Raw genomic sequence first — 20,458 nt, 5'->3', positions numbered from 1 at the left:
CGCGGCCGGCTGCCGGCCGCGGTCGTGCCCGTCGTCGATCAGTTGCTGGCCGGACGGAGCCGATCCGGAACGTCCACGCCGATCTCTTCGTAGTAGCGGATGGCGCCCGGATGCAGCGGCGTCGTGGCCAGTTCCATCGTCATCTGCGGAATGTCCGAGCCCTTCAGCCCGGAGAATGCCGCCGCCTGGGCGGTGTTGTCCTCCACCACGGCCTTGGTGATCTGGTACGCCATCTCCTGCTCCAGATCGGGCTGCGCCACCGCGGCGACGCCGAAGGCCCAGGTCTTGTAGGCGGGGTAACCCTCGCCGGCGACGTTATCGCCGATCGAGAGCACGGAGAGGTTCGGGAACTTCTCGGCGACGGTGGCGGCCTGGACGTCGCTCAATCCGACGATCGAGATCGGCGTCAGGGTGGCGATGTCGATCGAAGAGGAGTCCAACCGCTTGCCGGAGCCGCTCTTGACGTAGCCGACGACGCGGTCGTCCTTGATCTGGTTGACCACGTCACCGGTAGACCCGCGCGCCCAGTCCGGCTCGATGCCGAGCGCGCCGAAGACGGCTTCGGACGTCGCCTCGGTCGCCGATCCGGTGATGCCCGGATTGAATTCCTTGCCCGCGAGATCGTCCAGCTTGCTGACGCCGGCATCCTTGCGGACGATGACGTTCTGAGGCGCCGACGCATAGACCCATAGCGTCAGCGGCTTGTAGGCCTTCCCCTCGAACTGGCCACGGCCGTTGTAGATGTCGTAGGCGACGTTGGTCGTCACCAGTCCCAGATCGACCTGGTCACGCTGCAGCCGGCGCAGGTTGTCGAGGCTGGCGCCCGTCTCGACGACGTTCGCCTCCACCTCGGGGACCTTTTCATTGATCAACTGGGATACGGCGACGAAGTAGCCGTAGTGACTGGACGACGACGACGTCGTGCCGATGGCGATCCGGTCCTGGGCGACGGCCGGCGTGGCGACGAGTGCCGCGACGGCGAGCGCAATGGCTGTTCTTTTCATCAGTTTCCTCCCGTTCAGTCCGTGTTTTCCGGTGGTCGAGTGTCGGGATCGAGGAGGCTGGCTGGCACCTCGATCTCAAGCGAGAGAAGCCGGAATGCGCTCGTTTTTCCGTGGGTATCGAGCGCGAGGGCAGCGTTGACGCCCCCTTCAAGGGCATCCTCTATGACGAAGTTCATCGCGAGCAGCTTCGGCAGTTCGTACCGCGTGACGGCGCTGGCCCCGCGATGGCGGAACAGGTCCAGAACCCTCGCCTCGGTCACCTCGCGAACGAGGACGGGGTATGCGTCCTCCCTGTAGGCGATCACGCTGATGTTCTGCCGGTTCCCCTTGTCGCCGGACCGGCCATGGGCCAGCCGGTTGAGCGGTACCCGCACGCGTTCCAAGCACGACCTCCCCGAGTTGCCGTTCCGCCCACGTCGGCGGACGCGGCTTCGAATCTTCCCGATCCGACCCTCCTGCGCCGCGGAACGGAGCTTTCTTGACGCGGTCCGTGTTCCACCGCTCTCGTGACGATGATCATCAAAATGATTATCGATAATGTCAACAATGATTGTGGCGACCAGCATCGAGCGGTATGGTTCGCCGATCTGGAGCCAAGCGCATGAGGAGCCCAGCGCGGAGATGTCGGAGACCGGGACGCGCCCCGCACGGAGAAAGCCGCAAGCCTGGGCGGAGATCTACGAGAGCCTGCAGGGAGCGATCCTGCTCGGCCGCTTGAAGCCGCGCGAGCGCCTGGTCGAAGACGATCTCATCCTTCGCTTCGAGGCGACGCGGCATGCGGTGCGCCGGGCCCTGGACGAACTGGAGCGCGAGGGGCTGGTGCTGCGCCAACCGAATCGAGGCGCCCAGGTCCGGGACTATTCCCGAAAGGAGGTCGAGGACCTCTACGAGATCCGCACCGCGCTGGAGACGCTGGCCGCTTCCCGCATGGAACGGCCGGTTGCGCCGGAGTTCATCGAGGAGCTCAAGGCGCTGGCCGACAAGCATCGCGAAGCGTCCGCGGACAAGCGCTATCTGGACCTCTCCCGGCTCAACAACGCCTTTCACGAGAAGCTCTATTCCGGCGCCGGCAATCCCGAGCTTTCGGCGGCGATCCGTCATTATTCGGTGATGACCCAGCCGATCCGCAGTCGCGGATTTTCCAGTCAGGACCTGAGGGAAACCGCGATCGCGGAGCACTTCGCGATGATCGCCGCGCTGGAAGCGGGTCACCTCGACCGGCTCGTGGAATTGTGCCGCGACCACATCCGCTGGCCGAAGGAATACTATCTGAGCAGCAACGAGGCGGCGGAGGACGTCGCCGACGCACTGAAGCTTTCCATCGTCGGCTCATGAGGCGCGAGATGACGTACAGGATCGGATCGGGAGCGGGCTTTTCCGGAGACAGGATCGATGCCGCACTGCCCGTGGTGGAAGCCATCGCGGCTGCCGGCGGCGGCGGGGCGATCATATTCGAGACGATCGGCGAGCGCACGCTAGCGCTCGGCCATCTCGCCCGCCTCAGCGACCCGGACAAGGGGTACGAGCCGCTTCTGGCAGACCTGGTCGGCCCGATCCTCGCCCGCTGCAAGGAGGCGGGGATCGTCATCGTCGGCAATTTCGGGTGCGCAAATCCGGACGGCGCCGCCCGTCTGATTTCGCGGCTCGCGGACGATCGGGGCATGGAGAAGCTCACGATCGCCGTGGTCGAGGGCGACGACATCGCGAGCGCCCTGGACACCGCCGAGCTGGAACCCTGGGAGGGCGATGGCGGCCTGGCCCCGCCGGCCGGTGAGCGGATTGCCGCCAACGCCTATATCGGGGCGGCGGCCATTGCCGACGCCATCGCCGCCGGCGCGGACGTGGTCGTGACCGGCCGCGTCGCCGATCCCGCGCTGGCGCTTGGGCCGCTCGTCGCCCACTTCGGCTGGAACTGGACCGACCTCGACCTGATCGCGGCCGGGACCCTGGTCGGGCATCTGCTCGAATGCGGGTCACAGGTGTCCGGCGGCTACTTCGCCGATCCCGGTTTCAAGGACGTGTCCCGACCGGAAGCGATCGGCTTTCCGATCGCCGAGGTGGAAGCAGACGGCAGCTTCGTGATCACCAAGCCGGAAGGAACCGGCGGGCTGGTCGACCTCAGGACCGTCCGCGAACAGCTGCTATACGAGATCCACGATCCCGCCGCTTATCTGACGCCCGACATCGTGCTCGACATCACCGAAGTCGACATCGAACAGGTCGGTCCCGACCGGGTCGCCGTGAAGGGCGCACGGGGACGGCCGCGGCCGGAGCGCTTGAAGGCAACGGTCGGCTATCGGGGCGACTGGCTCGGCGAGGCGGAGATCTCCTATGCGGGGCCCAATGCCCTGGCCAGATCGGAGCTCGCCGCGGACATCATCCGCAAGAGACTGAAGATCAGGGATCTGACCCTCCGCCACCGCATCGACATCATCGGAGCGACCAGCGCGTTCGACAACGACGATGGGGCGCTGCGCGCCGACAACGACGGGTTGGGTGGCGACGATTTCCGGGTGCGGCTGGCCGTCCGCGCCCCGCAGCGAAACCTCGTGGAGGGGGCGCTCCAGGAAATCACGGCGCTTTATTGCTGCGGGCCTGCCGGCGGCGGCGGTGTCCGCACCCGGGTCAGCCCACGGATCGAAACCCGCTCGTTTCTTGTGCCGCGCGACCTGACGCCGACCGGCTTCCGGTTCGGTGCGGAGCCGAACACGGATGTCGAAATGCGGGGGTGACGGCAACAACACGAAACGACGATTGCCGCTGCATTCCCGAAGAAGGCCTTGAGGCCGAATACGACGTCCTGCGGCTCATGCGGACGCTGGTCACGCATTTACTGATCAGGACGGTCCGCTGACTGTTTCGCCGCATACATGGCGGCATCCGCGCGATCGAGCAGTTCGTCGGAGCTTTGCCCATCTGCGGGAAAGATTGCCGTCCCGATACTGGCCCCGACGGTCAGTCCGTCCCATTCCAGCGAGCCGATGCGCTCGGCGAGCCGGGAAAGCAGACCGTCGACATTCGGAACACGACCAACGTCCGGGAACACGACAACGAACTCGTCTCCGCCGAAACGGGCGATGACCGGTTGGCGCAGAGGTCTCCCGTCGCTTTTTCTCTCAGCGGTCACCGAAGAGATCTCATCGTCGATCGTGGAGGCGATATCTGCCAGAGCACGATCCCCGGCAGAATGTCCGAGCCGGTCATTGATCGTTTTGAAACGGTCGATGTCGATGAAGGCGACGAGGATCTGTTGTCCGGTCTGTCGGGCGCGCCCAATCTCGAATTCGAGGTTCTCTTCGAGAGAGCGCCGGTTGTGCAAACCGGTCAGGGCATCGAGATTCGCCATCGTCACGAGCGCGCGCCTGCGGCTGCCGGATTCCGCCAGCGCAATTGAGAGCGCCGCCGATCCGACGAAGCACAGCGCCAGGATCATCACCGAATAGATCTGTGTCGCGCGGGACGGTTCGCCGGTTATCTCCTCCAGGGTCTCCCCGTCGACGAATGTGCCCACGTACCACTGGGGCCACCCCTGGGAGGACGGTTGCCGGACCCGCGGCGGAACGAACCCTTCGAAATTCCGCAGGCCGCTCATGATATCCCGAATCGGCTCCACGACGCTGTAGGTGAAGAGCCCCTCGTCTGTGAGGACCTGGTTCGAGGTCCCGGCCGATACCGCTTTCCAGGTCTCCGGATAGAGCTCAGCCATCCGGTCTTCCTGACCGCCGGGAAACATGAAGCCCCATTTGGGAGGCGGCACCGGAGAGACCATCCAGTATCCCTCTCGGTTCGCCATCATCGGGATGCCATTGGACAGGTCCGCGCTGGTTTCCACCGCAAGCAGCAAGGCGCTCGCCAGGTAGTTCAGGACCAGCAGCGCAACAGGCTCGCCATTCTGACCGCGGATCTGGGTGGCAATCCGGATCGTCGGCTTGAAGGGCCGCTCGATCTCACCGCTTTCCACGTTGAGACCCAACCGCGAAACAAAAATTTCGCCGTAGTCGAGGGACGCCGCATCGCGAAAGTAGGAGGTGTACGATTTGTCCTGAAGGCGATCCTGCGTCACCCGGATCGGCGAACCGCCTCCGTAGTTGACGCGAAGGATTTCACGACCGGAATTCGAGAGGACGCTTATGCTGTCGTAGGTCCCTCGCGAAGCGGAAAAATTGGACAGCTCATCTTCCACGATATCGTTGATGTCTTGCTGATCACCATCGGTCACGGCAAGCGCACTCTGATATTCATTTCGCAGGAAGATGGCGTCAGACCGGACCAGGCTCAGCCGCTCCCGGATGGCGCTTTGCTGGGAAAACATGATGCCGATTTCCGTCCGCCGGACATCGGCGAGACGTCTGGATCTCTCCCGATCGTGGATTTCGTCGATGATGAAAATCGCAATCGATGCGGAGACCAGGAACGTTGCGCCGAACCAGCGCAGCAGATCCCTTCGGAAAACCTTGTCATCCGCCAGCTGGCGGAAAAGCGTCTCGGACTTCCGGGTGAGACCAGGATCCGCTTCGGAGCGATCGATCATTTCGCCTATTCATTGAAGCCAGCAGCTTCCAAGTCGAGGGTCACGGCAGTTCACCCTACGAGGGCGTCAGGACGCATCTGTGACAGACCGCACCGCGTCGCAGACAGCGGAAGCCACAAAAGATCCCGCCACCCGATAACGGGCGCGATCTGAGCCAGCGCCTGGCTCGCGCAATACCCATGCTTGCACAGAAATGTGCGATCGGCAAAAACCAAAAAAATCAGAACTTTAATGAGCTTGCCCGAAGTCAACTCATCTGGATTTGAACGGCATCCGTTCGCCGCGGACGACCTCCAGCGCACGCTCGGCGAAGCGCTCGGCCAGCGGTCCGACCTGACTGGCGTTGGCCGCGGCGGCATTGCCCTTTCTCGCGCGCTCGGCGATGCCGACGAAGATCACCGAGAAGCGGAACAGGGCGAACGCCACGTGGAAGGGCAGCAGCGGGGGCTGAGTGGGCGCGTGTGCGAAATACTCTGCCACGAACTCATCGCGGGTGGGGATCCCGCTCTCCCGCCACCGTGTGCCCAGCAGCCCCCCGTATTCGTCCGGCGAGCTGTGCCATGGGATCACGCAGAATCCCAGGTCGGCCAGGGGATGGCCCAGCGTCGACAATTCCCAGTCCAGGACGGCGATCACCTTTGGCTCGGTCGGGTGGAACAACAGGTTTCCGAGCCGGAAGTCGCCATGGGCGATTGCCGAAGCGCCATCGTCCCGGGGCGTATTCGCGGGCAGCCAGTCCTTCAGCACGTCCAGCGCCGGGATTTCGGCTTCCGCCTCCTCGTACTGCCGAGACCAGCGCCGGATCTGGCGAGCGAAGTAGTCGCCCGGCCGGCCGAAATCGCCGAGGCCGACCTCCTCCGGGCGCACCGAATGAAGCGCCGCGAGGGTTCGGGCCATATCCAGGTACATTTCCCGGCGGTCGGCTTCGGGGACCCCAGGCAGGTCGCATTTCGAAAAGACGCGGCCATCCAGGCGTTCCATGACGTAGAACGGCGTGCCCAGGACCGTCTCGTCCTCCTCCAGCCACAGCACCCGCGGAACCGGCACGACGCTGTCGGACAGGGCGCTCAGGACGCGGAACTCCCGCTCCACGGCGTGAGCACCGGGAAGGATATCGCCGGCGGGCTTCTTGCGCAGCACCAGCCGGCACCCGCCGCACTCGACGAACCACGTCGGATTGGACTGCCCCCCGGCGACCGGCTCGACGGAAATCTCCGCGCCGGACCCAAGCTTGTTCTGCAGCCAGGCCTGAAAGGCGGCCAGGTCGATGTTCATCGTTCCGCCTCCGCTCGATGGATGTCCCGACCTGTCATCACACCGGTCACTACGGGGTCACCGGCCACTTCCAGAAGTCCCACCCTTCACTGGCGAAGTGACGGTGCAGAACCATCTGGTGAACCTCGTCGGCACCGTCGACCAGCCGCGCCTGCCGGGCGTAGCGATAGATCCACTCCAGCGGGGTATCGCGCGAGTAGCCGCGCGCGCCGTTGATCTGGATCGCCACATCAGCGGCTTTGTGAAGAAGGTTGGCGACGTGGATCTTCGCCATCGAAATCTCCTTCCTGGCGAAGCTGCCCTGATCGAGGGCCCAGGCCGCCTTCATCACCAGGAGCCGGCCAACCTCGATACCCATGGCGAGATCGCCGATCTTGATCTGGATGCTCTCCCGGTCGGCCAGACGCGTGCCAAAGCCGAACCGGTTCTTGGCGTACTCGTCCGCGATCTCCGTGCAGCGCTTCGCCAGACCGAGCCAGCGCATGCAGTGGGTGAGCCGGGCGGGACCGAGCCGCATCTGCGTGATCTTCAGCCCCATGCCTTCGCCGAGAAGGATCCGATCCGCGGGCAGTTCCAGTCCATCGAAGACCAGTTCGCAGTGCCCGCCGTGTTCCTCCGGCCCCATGATGCCGATGCGGCGCTCGATCTGCCAGCCGGGTTCCTCGCGATGGAACAGGAACGCGGTGAGCCCGCGCCGCTCGTCGTCCGACGTGCGCGCCACCAGAATGAAATGCTCCGCGTCTTCCGCGCCGGTGATGAACCATTTGCGTCCACGGACGACATAGCTGTCGCCCTTCCTCGTCGCGGTGGTCAGCATCATTCCGGGATCCGATCCGCCGCCCGGATGCGGTTCGGTCATCGCGAAGGACGAGCGAACCCGCCCTTCGACGATCGGCTTCAGCCACCGCTCCTTCTGAGCGCCGTCAGCGGCCTTTTCGAGCACCATCATGTTGCCGTCGTCCGGCGCCGCGGAGTTGAACACGACGGGACCGAAGATGGAGCGGTTCATCTCTTCGTAGCAGACCGCCATCCCGACCTTGTCGAGGCCGCGGCCGCCCGTCTCCGGCTTGAGCTGCAGACACCACAATCCCTCTTCCCGGGCTTTGGCGCGCAGGCTCTCCAGGGCACCCGACGCGATATTGTCATGCGCGTCCCAGCACGCCGGGTCCTGTTCGCAGGGAACAATTTCCCGCTCGACAAAGCGCGCGATGGCGGCGCGAAGGTCCTCGACATGCGCGGGAATGTGATAGTCCATGGCGGCTTCCTCATATTCCGGACGCACGGCTTCTCCGGCCGTCGCGCCTCAAAGACTGGCCCGGACCAGTCCCTTTCGATCTGCAGCGATCATTGGCCGGCGGATGGCGCAGCAACCGTCTCGAGTTTCGCGCGCACCTCGTCCGGCATCGCCACGGATTTGTGCGTCCTGGCGTCGACGAACACCTCGACGGTCTCGTAGGTGGCGTGCTCTGTGCCGTCATATCCGACCAGCTTGAAGCCGAGCGTGATGCTCTTGGTCCCGAGCCGGACCACACCGCCCACGCTGCGCACGCAATCGCCGGCATTGAGTTCGGCCAGAAAGCCGGTGGTCGCCGAAAGGGTGACGGTGTGGACGCCGTAGGCCTCGACCATCTCCGACAGGGTGAGGCCCAGACGCTGCCAGAGCAGGAAGGATGCATCGTCGAAGGCGTGAGCGTACCAGCGCACGTTCATGTGCCCGAACTGGTCGATGTGCCAGGGATGCACCACGAAGGCGCCCAGCTCGAGGTCCGTGGCCGGCGTCGTGTCCATTCTCTTGCCCTCCCGATGGCCATTGCGCGGCTTCCAAAACGGAAGCGCAGACAATCTGCCCGACGAAGTCGGCCGAGGACAATGCCGGTCCACTCCGCGAAGAGAAATGGCTAGCGGACGAATTGCTCCACATAGTCGGCGCCGAGACCGCACTGCTCGTAGTGCGCCCGGCACATGTCGATCTTGGTGAAGACGTCGTCGTGCCCAACGATCGCCCCGGCCTCGTCCACGTAGATCATGGCGCCGGAGATGTTGAAGAAGGTGATCATCTCCTCTTCGCCGTCCACGATCAGGGTGTGCGTTTCCCCGGGCGGCTCGAAGACATAGTCGCCCGCATTGGCGATCCAGTCGTGTTCCAGATAGCGCCAGCTTCCCCTGATGACGAAGCCGTGCACCGGGGCTGGATGGATGTGGCGGCTGAGGACCCCGGATTTGCGGACCCGCAGGAGATTGCACCACTGCCCCTGGACGGTGTTCAGAAGCAGCGGGCGGAACCAGACGTTCTCGTCCTGGGGGACCCACACCCGCTCGTCGTCGGGCTCGCCCGTCACCACCAGTTCCGGCGGGGACAGCGGATGAACCGTCGATGGCTGCGTCATCGGTCCTCTCTCCTCAAATGCGATGCGGACGGACACGAGACGAAGATGTCCCGCGCCGTCGTGTTCAGATGGCGGAGTAGCCGCCGTCCGCCGCGATCACGGCACCGGTCACGAAACCCGCCCCGGGGGAACACAGAAAGAGGACCGCGCCGGTCACGTCCTCCGGCTTGCCCCAGCGCCCCATCGGCGTGCGCGCCTCGATCCGCGTGCGGTGAGCGTCATGGGTGTGCAGCGCCTGCGTCAGGTCGGTCTCGATGTAGCCGGGCGCCACCGCGTTCACGCGGATGCCCTCCTCCGCCCACGCGGCCGCCAGCGATTTTGTCAGGAGCAGAAGCCCGCCCTTGCTGGCGGAATAGGCGGGAACCGTCGGGCTGCCGAAGAAACTCAGCATCGAGCAGATATTGACGACCGCCGCCGTCTTCGCCTTGCGAAGCAGCGGATGGGCGGCCATCGACATGCGCATCGCCCCGTTCAGGTTGATGTCGACGATACGGCAGAAAACGTCCGGATCGAACTCGCGCCCTTCCCGTGCGGTGATGCCCGCGGCATTCACCAGAACCGACACGGACGAAAGGTCGGCAAGCGACGCCGCAATGCTCGCAGGATCGGACACATCAAGGTCACGACCCTCGATTCCCTCCGGGAGCGCCGCCGTTCCTCCGCTAAGCGCGGCGGCAATGGTGCGATATCCGGCGTCGCGCAGGGCCACGGCTACGGCGAGTCCGATTGCGCCGGTGCCACCCGTGACGAATGCGATCGGGGCATCGCTGCCTGTCATGCTGCCGCGCCTTCCCTCATCCTCACGTCGCCTTTTCCGCCAGAGCCTTCCGTACCGCCTCTGCCGTCGGCATCGGTGCGACCGCACCATAGCCGAGCGTGGAGAGCGCGGCGGCCGTGTTGGCGTAGGTGACGGCGGTTACGACGTCGTCACCGGCCATGAGACGGGCTAGGAAGGCTCCGTCGAACATGTCGCCGGCGGCGGTCGCGTCGACATGGTCCACCTTGTGGACCGGCACCGTTTCCCTGAGGTCCGACGTCGCCACCATGGTTCCAGCCGATCCCATCGTCAGCGCCACGACCTTCGGGCCGAGCGCCAGGTAGAAATCGACGATGGCGTCGGGGTCTTCCAGACCGGTGAGCTGGCGGGCGTCCTCCAGGCCCGGCAGCGCGATGTCGGCCATCGCCATGCCAGCATGGATAACCGCCCTCGCCCGCTCGATCGGCCAGAGCTTCAGCCTGAGATTGGTGTCGTAGCTGACCTGGACGCCCGCTTGCCGGGCGGCCGTCATGGCCGCGAAGACCGCATCGCAGGCGGTATCGCTGATCGCCTGACTGATGCCGGAGACGTGCAGGATCTTCGCCTGCCGGACGATGTCCAGCGGCACGCTTTGCGGCGTCATCCGGCTGGCGGCGGACCCGACGCGACGATAGCTGAACTCGTGCTCGCCGTTCGCGTAGGTGATGAAGTAGATGCCCGTCGGCGCGTCGGGATCGACGATGACGCCACCGGTTTCGACCCCTTCGCGTTTCCAAAGGTCCAGAAACTCCCGACCGAACGCGTCGTCGCCCACCGCGGTCACGTAACCGACACTGGCGCCCTGGCGGGCGGCGGCGATGGCGCAGTTCGAGGTGTCGCCCCCGTAGCCCTGCAGATAGAAGGTCTGGCCGTCGCGCTGCTGGGAGCTGAACTCCAGCAGCGCTTCGCCGAGACAGACAAGATCGGGCATCACAGCCTCCGCTCGCTCAAATCCGGCCGTACTTCGCCAGACCCTTCCGCAGCGACTTCTCCTCGATGATGAGCTTGGCCTGCTCGGCCTCGCGCTCATCGATCTCGCGGGCCATCTTAAGGACCTCTTCGGCGTGATCGCGCGGAACGACAACGATACCGTCGACGTCACCGACGATGATGTCGCCGGGATGGACCAGAATGCCGCCGACCTCGACGGGAACGTTCGACGCCACGGTCCGCGCGCGGCCAAGCGTCGTGCCGGGCGAAGCGGACCGCGCATAGACCGGGAAATCATAGTCGCGGCGGATCTCGACGATGTCGCGCACCGCCCCGTCCAGCACGGCCGCGGCATGACCGTTGGCCACCGCGCCGGCCGTCATCAGCCCGCCCCAGACCGCGACGTCGGCATCCTTGCCGATGCCGATGCAGATGACGCTGCCGGCATCCGCTTCGTCGATCAGATCGAGCGCGTGTTCGGGCGGGAGGACCTCGTCGGTCGGCACCTCGAGCACGGTGACCGCCGGCCCGACGATCTTATTCTCGTTGATCCGCGGCGCGATCGCATGGTCCATGTAGCACCGGCGTCCCACGATCTTGTCGCAGGCATCCGCGCACGATGCGATCGCGGCATCCTTGAAGCCGGCTACCAACTCTTCGAGGCTCATCGAGCGTCTCCTTGTCTTGACGGTATTCAGGTGTAGGCGGCCAGTCGGCGCGCCCTTTCGATGACGGCGGCCTTGTCGCCGCTTTCGATCTCGGATTCCTTCGCAAGCTGGCTCCCGAGACCGATGGCGAATGCGCCGGCCGCGAAATAGTCGCCCGCGTCGTCGATCTCGATGCCGCCGGTCGGAACCAGGCTGACGGTCGGCAGAACGCTGGCCACCGCCTTCAGGAATCCGGGTCCCCCAAGCTGCCGCGACGGGAACAGCTTGACGGCCGCGGCGCCTGCGCGATGCGCGGTCAGCGCCTCCGTGGGGGTGGCGGCGCCGGGGATGACCGGCACGCCGGCGGCACGTCCGACGGCGATCACTTCGGGCACCACACAGGGCGACACCAGGAACGCCGCGCCCGCCGCCACGGCGGCTTCGGCCGTCTCGGCATCCAGGACCGTGCCCATGCCGACCAGAAGGTCCATCTCCCGGGCCAGATCGCGGACGATGGCTGTGTGGTTGGGGACGCTGGTCGTGATCTCGAAGATCGTCATCCCGGCCTCGCCCAGCCAGTCGACCAGACGACGGGCGGTGTCCTCGCGGTCCGTGCGGACGACGGGGATCGCTTTTCCGTGCAGCTTCTCGATCATGCCCCTACCTCCCCGGCCGCACGGGATTGACGAGCGGCTCGCCGGTCAGGCCGCGCCGGACCTCTTCAGCCGCCTTGCGCTGAAGGTCCTGGACGGCTTCTTCGGAGAACCAGGCGGAATGGTCGGTCAGGATGCAGTTCGGGGCCTTCCGAAGGGGGCTGCCCGCCGGCAGCGGCTCTTCAGCGAAGACGTCCAGGCCGGCGCCGCGCAGCCGTCCCGCGGCGAGCGCTTCGGCCAATGCCGTCTCGTCGATCAAGCCGCCCCGTGCGGTGTTGATCAGGATCGTGGTCGGCTTCATCAGCCCGAGACGGCGCTCGTCGATGATGTTGCGTGTGGAGTCCGTCAGCGGCACGTGCAGCGAAATGACGTCGGCCTCGCGGCAGATCCGATCGATCTCGGCCGGTTCGGTGCCCTCCGGCAGACGGTCGCGCGCATGGACGAGCACGCGCCCGAACCCGAGCGGCCGCGCCTTTGCGATGAAGGCGCCCCCGATCCGGCCGGCACCGATCAGACCGAGCACCGTTCCGCGGGTCCGATGGATCGGTGTCTTCGCGACGTCGCCCCAGCGCCCTTCGCGCACGGCCGCATCCCGCTCGAACAGTCGACGCTTGACGGCAAGAAGGAGAGCCACGGCGTGCTCGGAGACCTCCTCCACGCCGTAGTCCGGGACGTTGGCGACCTGGATGCCGTGATCGGCGGCATAGGCCAGGTCGATATTGTCGGTGCCGACGCCGTAGCGCACGATGACCCGGCAGCGGGGCAACCGCTCCAGGGTCGACGCGGGAAGCGGCGTCTCGCGAACGAGCACCGCATCCGCATCGTGCGCCACGTCGACGACGCGTTCGCTGTCGCCCTCACACGGAGCCACCACCAGTTCCGCCCCCAGGGGCGCGAGAATGGCGCGTTCCGCGTCGTAGTGGTCATAGCCGCCGTCGACGACGACGACCTTGGCTCCGTGTTCGGACATAAGTCAGCGGCCTCTTACTGGCCTTCGCCGGAGCCGCCGGCGGGCTTCGCGGCGTCCACCGCCTCGAACAGGCCGTCGACCCATTCCTGGCCAACCTCGCCGGCGACCCACTCAGCCACCGGACCCTGGGCTTTGGCGCGGAATTCGGCGATCTGATCCGGGCTGAGCGACGTCACCTCCATGCCGACATCGGAGAGGATCGTCTGAGCGTTGGCGTCCTGCGCCGCCGTCATGCCGCGATGGATCCACTTGGCGATCTCGATACCCTCGCGCACGGCCTGCTGCTCGCTTTCGTCGAGACCCTCGAAGAAGTCGTTGTTCATCATGTAGGCGTGCAGGCTGTACACGTGCCCGTCGAGCGAGATGTAGTCCTGGTTCTCGTAGAGATCGGCCGCCAGGATGTTGGTCACGCCGTTCTCCTGACCGTCGACCACGCCCTGGGCGAGCGCGCTCGGCAGTTCGGGCCAGGCGACCACGGTGGCATTGGCGCCGAGGCTTTCCACGAGCCGCTGGAAGACCGGGCTCGGCTGAACGCGGATCTTCAGACCCTCCATGTCGGCCGGGCTTTCGATCGGGCGCTCGTTGTTGGTGAAGTGGCGGATGCCGTTGTCGGCATAGCCCATCAGCCGGATACCGGTCTGCTCAAGCATGGCGTCGGCGACCTTGTCGCCGTACTCGCCGTCCAGCACGGTCCAGGCGACGTTCTGATTGTCGAACACGTACGGGATCTGGAACACCTGGAAGGGCGGGAACGCCGAGCCGATCGGACCGTCGTGCACGACGCCGAGCTGGATCGTGCCCAGTTGCAGACCCTCCATAACCTCCTGGCCGGAGCCGAGCTGGCTGGCGGGGAAGATCTCCACGGTCACATCGCCACCGGTCGCCGCTTCGACATGCGACTTGAAGGCGAGCGCGGCCGCGTGTTTCGGCTGGTCAAGCGAGCCGGGCTGGAAGTGGGCGTAGCGGATCGTTTCGGCATTTGCGGCACCGGCCACGAAGGCGGCGGCGCCAAGCAGGGCAGCGGTTTTCAATCCCCTGGAAAACATCAGATTTCCTCCTTGTGTTCGGCTCTTTCTGGGTCGGTTTCCGCTCGCCATGATGTCAGCCCCCGTAGCCGAACAGCCGGGGTATGGCGAGGGTGATCTGGGGGAACAGGATGATCAGCAGCAGCACGAAAAGCTGGACGGCCAGCAGCGGCAGAATGGCCCGCGTCAGCACTTCGATCCGGATCCGCCCGACCGTGCTGATCACGAAAAGGACAGGCCCGACCGGAGGCGTGACCATGCCGACCGTCAGGTTGAGGATCAGCACCATTGCGAAGTGGAGCGGATCGACGCCCGCGTTGAAGGCGATCGGCGCCAGGATCGGCGTCAGCACGATGACGGCGGGGATGGTGTCGATGAACAAGCCGAAAACCAGGATCAGCAGAGCCAGCAGGAGCAGCGTGCCGAGTTCGCCGAACTTGAGGGCCGCGATCGCTGCGCCGAAATCCTGGGGAAGCTGGGATACCGTCAACAGCCACGCGAAGATGGAGGCAGTCGAGACGATCATGAGGACGGCAGAGGAGAGCAGCGCCGACCGCAGGAGGATCTGGGGCAGGATACCGATGGTCAGGGTGCGCTGCGCAAAGCCGACCAGAAGCGAGTAGACGACCGCCACGGCGGCCGCTTCCGTCGGCGTGAACACGCCGCCCAGAATGCCGCCGAGAATGATCAGAGGCACCAGGATGGCGGGGATCGCCTTGAGCGCGGTCTTCGCGATGGTCCGGAAGCCGGCGAAAGCCTGGCCGCCTCCGTAGTTGTTGCGCCGGCTGATGACCAGATTCGCGAGCGCCAGCGCCAGCCCCATCAGGCAGCCGGGCAGGATGCCGGCCAGGAACATCTGCGCGATCGACACCCGGGATTCCGAAATGCCGTAGATCACCATGATGATGCTTGGCGGGATGATTGGCCCGATCGTCGCCGTGGCCGCGCTCAGCGCCGCCGAATAGGACATCGGATAACCGGCCTTGTTCATCATGCGCATGGCGATGGCGCTGGGTCCGGCGGCGTCGGCAAGCGCCGAGCCGCTGATGCCGGCGAAGAACACCGAGACCAGCACGTTGACGTGCCCCATGCCGCCACGGATGTGCCCCACCAGCGCGCGCGAGAACGAGAGCAGCGCCTGAGTGATCCGACCCGCTGTCATGAGGTCTGCGGCCAGGATGAAGAACGGCACCGCCATCAACGGAAACGAGTCGAGGCCGTTGAACATGCGCTGCGGGACGACCACGAGGGGGAAGGACCCGTCGATCAGAAGCACCGCGAGGCTGGCGATCCCCATCACGAAGGCGATCGGCACGCCCAGAAGCAGGGCCCCGACGAAGACACCGATCAGGATCGTGCTCATGCATCGCCCGCCGGGCTGCGCCGGCCGGAGGGTTTGGAAACCTCCGCGCCGCCCGCCTCATCACCGGGAAGCTCGATCGCGTTCGGATCGAAGCCGTCGAGGGCGGCATCCTCGCCGGACAGAAAATGCGACAACGACAGTGTCAGGTGGATAAGCCCGAGCGCGGCGCCGATCGGGACGGCGAGATAGGGAATGCCGCGCGGGATCTGCAGGACCGGGGTACGGAGGTTCCAGGAAAAGAGAGTGAACTGGGTTCCGAGGATCACCAGCGCCACAAGGAAGGCGGCCATCACAGCGGCGACTGAAATGCGCATCGCCCGCGCACCGGACTCCGGCAGCATCAGCTGGACCACCTCGACCGCGGCGAGCTGGCCATAGCGCAATGCCAGCCCGACGCCGAGGAAAGCCGTCCAGATCATCGCGAAGCGCGACAACTCGTCGGCCCAGCCGAAGGAAACGCCGAACCCGTACCGGCCCACCACGTTGCCGAAGACCAGCACCGTCATGGCCGACATGAGGAAGACGAGGATTGCCTTGTTGGCTGCAGTGAACCAGTGATCGAAGGCACTCCCCTCCGCCATGGTTCCTCCCGGGTTTCTATGGCATTGTTAGATCTAAGATATCAGTTTCGAATCTGGAGCGTCAAGGAGCATGAAAGAGCGCAGGACGACGACGGCGACGGTGGCGGCCGATCCGGCTCCCGGGATGCGCGACGACGCGCAGCATGCGCGGGAAGCCGGCCCCATGGAACCGATCAAGCGGCGCCCGCTCCTGGTCGACGAAGTGCTGACGCGGATGCGCCAGGCGATTGTCCAGGGGGACTGGGACATGGGCGAGAAGATCTCCGAAGCCCGCGTCGCCGCCTCGTTCGGCACCAGCAAGTCACCCGTACGCGAGGCGTTGCTGCAGCTGAAGCGGGAGGGGCTCGTCGAGATCCGTCCCCAGGCGGGAACCTTCGTGTTCACGCTGGCGCCCGGCGAACTCGGCCATATCTGCGAGATGCGCCTTGTTCTGGAGGCCGCGGCGCTCCGGCGCGTCTTCGAGATCGGGGCCCATGACGAGCTCGAGGCACGCCTCGCCGGCGTTCGCGCGGAGATGGAAGCGGCCTGGCGCGATGGGGACGTGCGGCGCTATCTCGATCTGGATGGGCAGTTTCACCATGCGATCTGCGAGAGCTGTGGAAACCCGTACATCGTACAAAGCTACGGGATGATCGAAGGAAAGGTCGCTGCGCTCCGGACCCGCCTCGGCACCGACCCCCATCACATGAAGAAATCTTTCGACGAGCACCAGCGGATCGCAGATCTCGTCGCGTCAGCGAACCGGCGCGAGGCGCTCGACCTGCTCGGACGCCACATCGCCCGGAAAGAGGGCTCCTACTGGGAGTATCTGAGCCAGACTTCCGACGGACAGGTCCTGAAGACCTCCTGATCCGGTGGATGCGGAGGGCTTGGTCAAGCTCCCCGACAACCAGCCGCACACACTGTCGAGCCATCTGTGTGCGGATCTTGAATTGCTCCGGTTTCAGCAGGACCTCCTTTCACTGCGCCTGCGAACGACCGAGGATGCACAATCCAGCGACCGAAAGGACAGCCTCATGAAGATCACGCGCGCGGGCACGCAGCCGTCCAGTCCGGGACCGGAGGACTATTTCACCGGCAGGGTCCGCATCGACCCGTTGTTCTCGGCCGATGAGCCCGGACGCGTGGCAGGTGCCTCGGTCACATTCGAACCGGGCGCGCGCACGGCATGGCACACCCATCCGCTCGGGCAGACCCTGATCGTCACCCAGGGGCTCGGCCGCGTTCAGCGCGAAGGTGGACCGATCGAGGAAATCCGGCCGGGCGACGTTATCTGGTTTCCCGCCGGAGAAAAACACTGGCATGGCGCGTCACCGGACGTCGCCATGACCCACATCGCCATCCAGGAGAAGCAGGACGGGTCGGCCGTGACCTGGCTGGAAAAGGTCAGCGACGCGGACTATGCGGGCTGAGCGCCTTCGATCCGGCGATCATAGATCAGGACCGCATCCAGCAGGGTTTGTGCACCTGCGGCACACTCCTCCAGCGTGCAGCTCTCCGCCTCGTTGTGGCTGAGCCCTTCCCGGCAAGGGATGAAGATCATCGCGGTCGGAGCCACCGCGGCCACGTTGGCGGCATCGTGGCCCGCGCCCGAATAAAGCCGCCGGCTTGGATAGCCGGAGGCCTCCGCTGCCGCCGCCACGGCGGACACGCAGTCGGCATCGAACGGCACAACCGGGTTGCGCCAGATCTCCGTCAACGACAGCGAAACAGGCCCCTCGCCCAGCCGGGCGATCTGCTGCTCCAGGGCCGCCGTCATGGCATCGAGCTGGGCATCGTCCTCGTGACGCAGATCCACGCTCATGCGGACCGTTCCCGGCACCACGTTACGAGAGTTGGGCTCCACCTCGAGGTGGCCGACCGTGCCCTTTCCGCCGGCGGCCGTGGCGATGGCAGTTACGCGGCCGATCAGATCCGCGGCCACGACCAGGGCATCCCGGCGGGTCTCCATCGGTGTGGATCCGGCATGGGACTCGCGGCCTTCGACGACCACGTCGAACCACCGCATTCCCTGGACGCCCTCGACGATGCCGATCAGCCGTTCCTCGTCCTCCAGGATCGGCCCCTGCTCGATGTGGAGTTCGAACATGGCGGCAAACCGCATCGATCCGACGGGTTCACCGCCCCGGTATCCGATCGCATCCAGGGCGGTCTCGACCGAAATTCCGTCGGCGTCTTCGCGCCCGTAGGCGTAGGCGGCGTCGAACTTTCCGGCATGGACGCCGGAGCCCAGCATCGCCGGCGAGAACCGCGCCCCCTCCTCGTTGGTCCAGTTGACCAGCACCAGCGGATGCCGCGTTCGGAACTCCGTCGCCTCAAGCGTCCGCAGGATCTCCAGCCCGGCAAGAACCCCCAATACACCGTCGAATTTGCCGCCGGTGGGCTGGGTGTCGAGATGGCTGCCGATCGCAATCGGCTCGAGCTCCGGATCCTGTCCGGGACGCACGGCGAACATGTTGCCCATTCCGTCGACCGTGACCGAGCAGCCCAGCGCCTCGCACCGGGTGCGGAACCAGTCGCGGACCCGCCGGTCCTCCTCACTGAGCGCAAGGCGCCGGATGCCGCCTTTGGCCGTTCCCCCGATCGCCGCGGTTTCCATGAGATCGCCCCAGAGACGGTCGGCATCGATCTTCAGATTGCCCATGACGTGCAGTTCACCTTCCAGATCCGTGTCGCCGGTCCCACCGGCGAATTCACTCATAGGAAAAACTGCGGCCGGCGCGCCACCCCCTTGGCGCCAAGCCAGCGAACCACGTGTTCCGAGCCAGACCCTCGGCTGATTTCCATTTCGGCCTATTTAATTGCGTAAAATTTTTTGTGACCGATGGAAAGATCGTCCGTCCCGGGCGTTTGCCACCCAACACGACGAAACGTGATTGGAGGCATCCATGGCCAGCCAGCTTCAGACCATCAACCCGACGACGGAAGAGCCGATCGCCAGCTATCCTCTGATGAGCGAGGACGAGGCCAACAAGGCGCTCGAAGCGTCCCACGCGGCGTTCCTGGAGTGGCGGCTCAAGTCGCTCGAGGAGCGTGCCGAGACCATCCGCGCGATCGGAGAGGAACTGCGCAGCAGCCGCGACGAGTTCGCCGAGCTGATGACCCGGGAGGTCGGCAAGCTCCTCAAGGACAGCAAGCAGGAAATCGATCTGTGTGCGGCGATCTGCGATTTCACCGCGGACAACGGCCCCAAGGAACTGGCCGACGAGGAGCGTGAAATACCCGGCGGCACGGGCGTCGTCACTCATGCGCCGATCGGTCTCGTCTACGGCATCCAGCCCTGGAACTTCCCCTGCTATCAGGTCGTCCGCTATGCCGTTGCAAACCTTATGGCCGGAAACGGCGTGCTTCTGAAGCATGCGGAAAACTGCACCGGCAGCGGCCTTTATCTGCGCGACCTGTTCGAGCGGGCCGGCCTGCCCAAGAACCTCTTCACCGTGCTCCTGATCGACCACGACATGTCGGACAAGATCATCGCCCACAAACTGGTGCGCGGCGTGACGCTCACCGGCAGCGACGGCGCCGGGCGGAAGGTGGCCCAGAAGGCGGCCGAGCACCTGAAGAAGACCGTTCTCGAGCTCGGTTCGAACGACGCCTACATCGTTCTGGATGACGCCGATCTCGACGCAGCCGTCAAGGCGTGTGCCACCGGCCGGATCTACAACAACGGCCAGACCTGCGTGAACGCCAAGCGGTTCATCGTCACGGAAGCCAACTACGACGCTTTCGTGGAGAAGTTCACCGAGAGGATGAAGGGCTTCGAGATGGGCGACCCGATGGAGGACTCCACGCGTCTCGGCCCGATGGCACGCGACGATCTTCGCGACAAGCTCGCCAAACAGGTCGACGAAAGCCTCCAGAAAGGCGCAAAGGCGCTGTGCGGCGGTGCGGTTCCCGATCGCAAGGGCGCCTACTATCCGGCCACCGTCCTGGTCGACGTCCAGCCCGGACAGCCGGCCTATGACGACGAGCTGTTCGGCCCTGTTGCCTCGGTGATCAAGGCGAAGGATGACGAGGACGCCATGCGCATCGCCAACGACAGCCGCTACGGCCTGGGCGGGGGCATCTTCTCCCGCGACGAGACCCGCGCCAGGAAGCTGGCCTCGACCTATTTCGACACGGGCATGGTCTCCATCAACGGCTTCAACATCGCCATTCCCAACATGCCGTTCGGCGGCGTGAAGGACTCCGGCTATGGCCGCGAACACGGCGGTTTCGGCATGAAGGAATTCGTGAATACGAAGTCGATCTACATGACCTGACCCGCCTGACGGCATTCCGTTCTTGCTCGGAAAG

Annotated in this window: 21 protein-coding genes; 5 read left to right on the top strand and 16 right to left on the bottom strand. The window is 65.3% G+C overall.

The window, feature by feature from the left end; translation table 11 throughout:
• Nucleotides 1–38: 38 nt before the first annotated feature.
• The gene (locus tag J2S73_RS04920) at nucleotides 39–1,004 is read right to left on the bottom strand and encodes a TAXI family TRAP transporter solute-binding subunit (protein ID WP_306884316.1); all 966 of its coding nucleotides are present in this window, start codon (nucleotides 1,002–1,004) and stop codon (nucleotides 39–41) included.
• A 14-nt stretch (nucleotides 1,005–1,018) separates the two neighbouring features.
• Nucleotides 1,019–1,378, bottom strand: a complete 360-nt coding sequence (locus J2S73_RS04915) for an AtuA-related protein (RefSeq protein ID WP_306884947.1) — start codon at nucleotides 1,376–1,378, stop codon at nucleotides 1,019–1,021.
• A gap of 163 nt (nucleotides 1,379–1,541) precedes the next feature.
• Between J2S73_RS04915 and J2S73_RS04910 the strand changes: the two genes are divergently transcribed.
• Together J2S73_RS04910 and J2S73_RS04905 are read left to right on the top strand one after the other, a co-directional pair.
• Nucleotides 1,542–2,339: a GntR family transcriptional regulator gene (locus tag J2S73_RS04910; protein WP_306884315.1), complete on the top strand. Its 798-nt coding sequence runs from the start codon at nucleotides 1,542–1,544 to the stop codon at nucleotides 2,337–2,339.
• A gap of 8 nt (nucleotides 2,340–2,347) precedes the next feature.
• Nucleotides 2,348–3,736 carry an acyclic terpene utilization AtuA family protein gene (locus tag J2S73_RS04905; RefSeq protein WP_306884314.1) on the top strand — a complete coding sequence of 463 codons (1,389 nt, stop codon included), beginning with the start codon at nucleotides 2,348–2,350 and terminating at the stop codon, nucleotides 3,734–3,736.
• 98 nt (nucleotides 3,737–3,834) lie between these two features.
• Here J2S73_RS04905 and J2S73_RS04900 read toward each other — a convergent pair whose 3' ends face one another.
• The 13 genes from J2S73_RS04900 to J2S73_RS04840 all read right to left on the bottom strand — a co-directional run bounded on the left by J2S73_RS04900 (nucleotide 3,835) and on the right by J2S73_RS04840 (nucleotide 16,162).
• A complete protein-coding gene (locus J2S73_RS04900) occupies nucleotides 3,835–5,535 on the bottom strand; it encodes a sensor domain-containing diguanylate cyclase (protein ID WP_306884313.1) in 1,701 nt (566 codons plus the stop codon).
• A 252-nt stretch (nucleotides 5,536–5,787) separates the two neighbouring features.
• Nucleotides 5,788–6,810: a phosphotransferase family protein gene (locus J2S73_RS04895; protein ID WP_306884312.1), complete on the bottom strand. Its 1,023-nt coding sequence runs from the start codon at nucleotides 6,808–6,810 to the stop codon at nucleotides 5,788–5,790.
• Between the two features lie 49 nt (nucleotides 6,811–6,859).
• Nucleotides 6,860–8,065, bottom strand: a complete 1,206-nt coding sequence (locus tag J2S73_RS04890) for an acyl-CoA dehydrogenase family protein (RefSeq protein WP_306884946.1) — start codon at nucleotides 8,063–8,065, stop codon at nucleotides 6,860–6,862.
• 89 nt (nucleotides 8,066–8,154) lie between these two features.
• A complete protein-coding gene (locus J2S73_RS04885) occupies nucleotides 8,155–8,598 on the bottom strand; it encodes an acyl-CoA thioesterase (protein WP_306884310.1) in 444 nt (147 codons plus the stop codon).
• Between the two features lie 110 nt (nucleotides 8,599–8,708).
• Complete coding sequence (locus J2S73_RS04880) at nucleotides 8,709–9,197, bottom strand: 2,4'-dihydroxyacetophenone dioxygenase family protein (protein WP_306884309.1); 489 nt, start codon at nucleotides 9,195–9,197, stop codon at nucleotides 8,709–8,711.
• A 64-nt stretch (nucleotides 9,198–9,261) separates the two neighbouring features.
• Nucleotides 9,262–9,975, bottom strand: a complete 714-nt coding sequence (locus J2S73_RS04875) for an SDR family NAD(P)-dependent oxidoreductase (RefSeq protein WP_306884308.1) — start codon at nucleotides 9,973–9,975, stop codon at nucleotides 9,262–9,264.
• Between the two features lie 22 nt (nucleotides 9,976–9,997).
• On the bottom strand, nucleotides 9,998–10,924 hold the full coding sequence (locus tag J2S73_RS04870) for a sugar kinase (protein WP_306884307.1): 927 nt from the start codon (nucleotides 10,922–10,924) through the stop codon (nucleotides 9,998–10,000).
• Between the two features lie 16 nt (nucleotides 10,925–10,940).
• Complete coding sequence (locus J2S73_RS04865; protein WP_306884306.1) at nucleotides 10,941–11,591, bottom strand: RraA family protein; 651 nt, start codon at nucleotides 11,589–11,591, stop codon at nucleotides 10,941–10,943.
• A gap of 26 nt (nucleotides 11,592–11,617) precedes the next feature.
• Complete coding sequence (locus J2S73_RS04860) at nucleotides 11,618–12,226, bottom strand: bifunctional 4-hydroxy-2-oxoglutarate aldolase/2-dehydro-3-deoxy-phosphogluconate aldolase (RefSeq protein ID WP_306884304.1); 609 nt, start codon at nucleotides 12,224–12,226, stop codon at nucleotides 11,618–11,620.
• Between the two features lie 4 nt (nucleotides 12,227–12,230).
• The gene (locus tag J2S73_RS04855; protein ID WP_306884303.1) at nucleotides 12,231–13,193 is read right to left on the bottom strand and encodes a C-terminal binding protein; all 963 of its coding nucleotides are present in this window, start codon (nucleotides 13,191–13,193) and stop codon (nucleotides 12,231–12,233) included.
• Between the two features lie 14 nt (nucleotides 13,194–13,207).
• Nucleotides 13,208–14,239 (bottom strand): DctP family TRAP transporter solute-binding subunit, encoded by a 1,032-nt coding sequence (locus J2S73_RS04850; RefSeq protein ID WP_306884302.1) that lies wholly within the window; start codon nucleotides 14,237–14,239, stop codon nucleotides 13,208–13,210.
• A 55-nt stretch (nucleotides 14,240–14,294) separates the two neighbouring features.
• On the bottom strand, nucleotides 14,295–15,581 hold the full coding sequence (locus J2S73_RS04845; protein ID WP_306884301.1) for a TRAP transporter large permease: 1,287 nt from the start codon (nucleotides 15,579–15,581) through the stop codon (nucleotides 14,295–14,297).
• Nucleotides 15,578–16,162 (bottom strand): TRAP transporter small permease, encoded by a 585-nt coding sequence (locus J2S73_RS04840; RefSeq protein ID WP_306884300.1) that lies wholly within the window; start codon nucleotides 16,160–16,162, stop codon nucleotides 15,578–15,580. Before J2S73_RS04840 ends, J2S73_RS04845 begins: the two co-directional genes overlap by 4 nt.
• Nucleotides 16,163–16,232: 70 nt before the next feature.
• Here J2S73_RS04840 and J2S73_RS04835 point away from each other — a divergent pair, with 70 nt between their 5' ends.
• The gene (locus J2S73_RS04835; RefSeq protein WP_306884299.1) at nucleotides 16,233–17,012 is read left to right on the top strand and encodes a GntR family transcriptional regulator; all 780 of its coding nucleotides are present in this window, start codon (nucleotides 16,233–16,235) and stop codon (nucleotides 17,010–17,012) included.
• A gap of 166 nt (nucleotides 17,013–17,178) precedes the next feature.
• Nucleotides 17,179–17,574 (top strand): (R)-mandelonitrile lyase, encoded by a 396-nt coding sequence (locus tag J2S73_RS04830; protein WP_306884945.1) that lies wholly within the window; start codon nucleotides 17,179–17,181, stop codon nucleotides 17,572–17,574.
• Here the strand turns inward: J2S73_RS04830 and J2S73_RS04825 are convergent.
• Nucleotides 17,562–18,863 (bottom strand): Zn-dependent hydrolase, encoded by a 1,302-nt coding sequence (locus tag J2S73_RS04825; RefSeq protein WP_306884298.1) that lies wholly within the window; start codon nucleotides 18,861–18,863, stop codon nucleotides 17,562–17,564. The two genes, J2S73_RS04830 and J2S73_RS04825, sit on opposite strands and share 13 nt — an antisense overlap.
• A gap of 187 nt (nucleotides 18,864–19,050) precedes the next feature.
• Here J2S73_RS04825 and J2S73_RS04820 point away from each other — a divergent pair, with 187 nt between their 5' ends.
• A complete protein-coding gene (locus tag J2S73_RS04820) occupies nucleotides 19,051–20,424 on the top strand; it encodes an NAD-dependent succinate-semialdehyde dehydrogenase (protein WP_306884297.1) in 1,374 nt (457 codons plus the stop codon).
• Nucleotides 20,425–20,458: the final 34 nt, after the last annotated feature.

The organism is Amorphus orientalis, from assembly GCF_030814015.1.
GTDB lineage: Bacteria > Pseudomonadota > Alphaproteobacteria > Rhizobiales > Amorphaceae > Amorphus > Amorphus orientalis.
The sequence above is the reverse complement of the archived record's forward strand: the minus strand, read 5'-3'. Positions and strand labels throughout refer to the sequence as shown.

Coding starts and splice junctions, on each gene's coding strand:
- J2S73_RS04825 (WP_306884298.1), bottom strand. CDS start 18,863: ATGAGTGAATTCGCCGGTGGGACCGGCGACACGGATCTGGAAGGTGAA.
- J2S73_RS04900 (WP_306884313.1), bottom strand. CDS start 5,535: ATGATCGATCGCTCCGAAGCGGATCCTGGTCTCACCCGGAAGTCCGAG.
- J2S73_RS04855 (WP_306884303.1), bottom strand. CDS start 13,193: ATGTCCGAACACGGAGCCAAGGTCGTCGTCGTCGACGGCGGCTATGAC.
- J2S73_RS04880 (WP_306884309.1), bottom strand. CDS start 9,197: ATGACGCAGCCATCGACGGTTCATCCGCTGTCCCCGCCGGAACTGGTG.
- J2S73_RS04830 (WP_306884945.1), top strand. CDS start 17,179: ATGAAGATCACGCGCGCGGGCACGCAGCCGTCCAGTCCGGGACCGGAG.
- J2S73_RS04860 (WP_306884304.1), bottom strand. CDS start 12,226: ATGATCGAGAAGCTGCACGGAAAAGCGATCCCCGTCGTCCGCACGGAC.
- J2S73_RS04850 (WP_306884302.1), bottom strand. CDS start 14,239: ATGTTTTCCAGGGGATTGAAAACCGCTGCCCTGCTTGGCGCCGCCGCC.
- J2S73_RS04920 (WP_306884316.1), bottom strand. CDS start 1,004: ATGAAAAGAACAGCCATTGCGCTCGCCGTCGCGGCACTCGTCGCCACG.
- J2S73_RS04835 (WP_306884299.1), top strand. CDS start 16,233: ATGAAAGAGCGCAGGACGACGACGGCGACGGTGGCGGCCGATCCGGCT.
- J2S73_RS04910 (WP_306884315.1), top strand. CDS start 1,542: ATGTCAACAATGATTGTGGCGACCAGCATCGAGCGGTATGGTTCGCCG.
- J2S73_RS04845 (WP_306884301.1), bottom strand. CDS start 15,581: ATGAGCACGATCCTGATCGGTGTCTTCGTCGGGGCCCTGCTTCTGGGC.
- J2S73_RS04865 (WP_306884306.1), bottom strand. CDS start 11,591: ATGAGCCTCGAAGAGTTGGTAGCCGGCTTCAAGGATGCCGCGATCGCA.
- J2S73_RS04820 (WP_306884297.1), top strand. CDS start 19,051: ATGGCCAGCCAGCTTCAGACCATCAACCCGACGACGGAAGAGCCGATC.
- J2S73_RS04870 (WP_306884307.1), bottom strand. CDS start 10,924: ATGCCCGATCTTGTCTGTCTCGGCGAAGCGCTGCTGGAGTTCAGCTCC.
- J2S73_RS04895 (WP_306884312.1), bottom strand. CDS start 6,810: ATGAACATCGACCTGGCCGCCTTTCAGGCCTGGCTGCAGAACAAGCTT.
- J2S73_RS04905 (WP_306884314.1), top strand. CDS start 2,348: ATGACGTACAGGATCGGATCGGGAGCGGGCTTTTCCGGAGACAGGATC.
- J2S73_RS04840 (WP_306884300.1), bottom strand. CDS start 16,162: ATGGCGGAGGGGAGTGCCTTCGATCACTGGTTCACTGCAGCCAACAAG.
- J2S73_RS04890 (WP_306884946.1), bottom strand. CDS start 8,065: ATGGACTATCACATTCCCGCGCATGTCGAGGACCTTCGCGCCGCCATC.
- J2S73_RS04875 (WP_306884308.1), bottom strand. CDS start 9,975: ATGACAGGCAGCGATGCCCCGATCGCATTCGTCACGGGTGGCACCGGC.
- J2S73_RS04885 (WP_306884310.1), bottom strand. CDS start 8,598: ATGGACACGACGCCGGCCACGGACCTCGAGCTGGGCGCCTTCGTGGTG.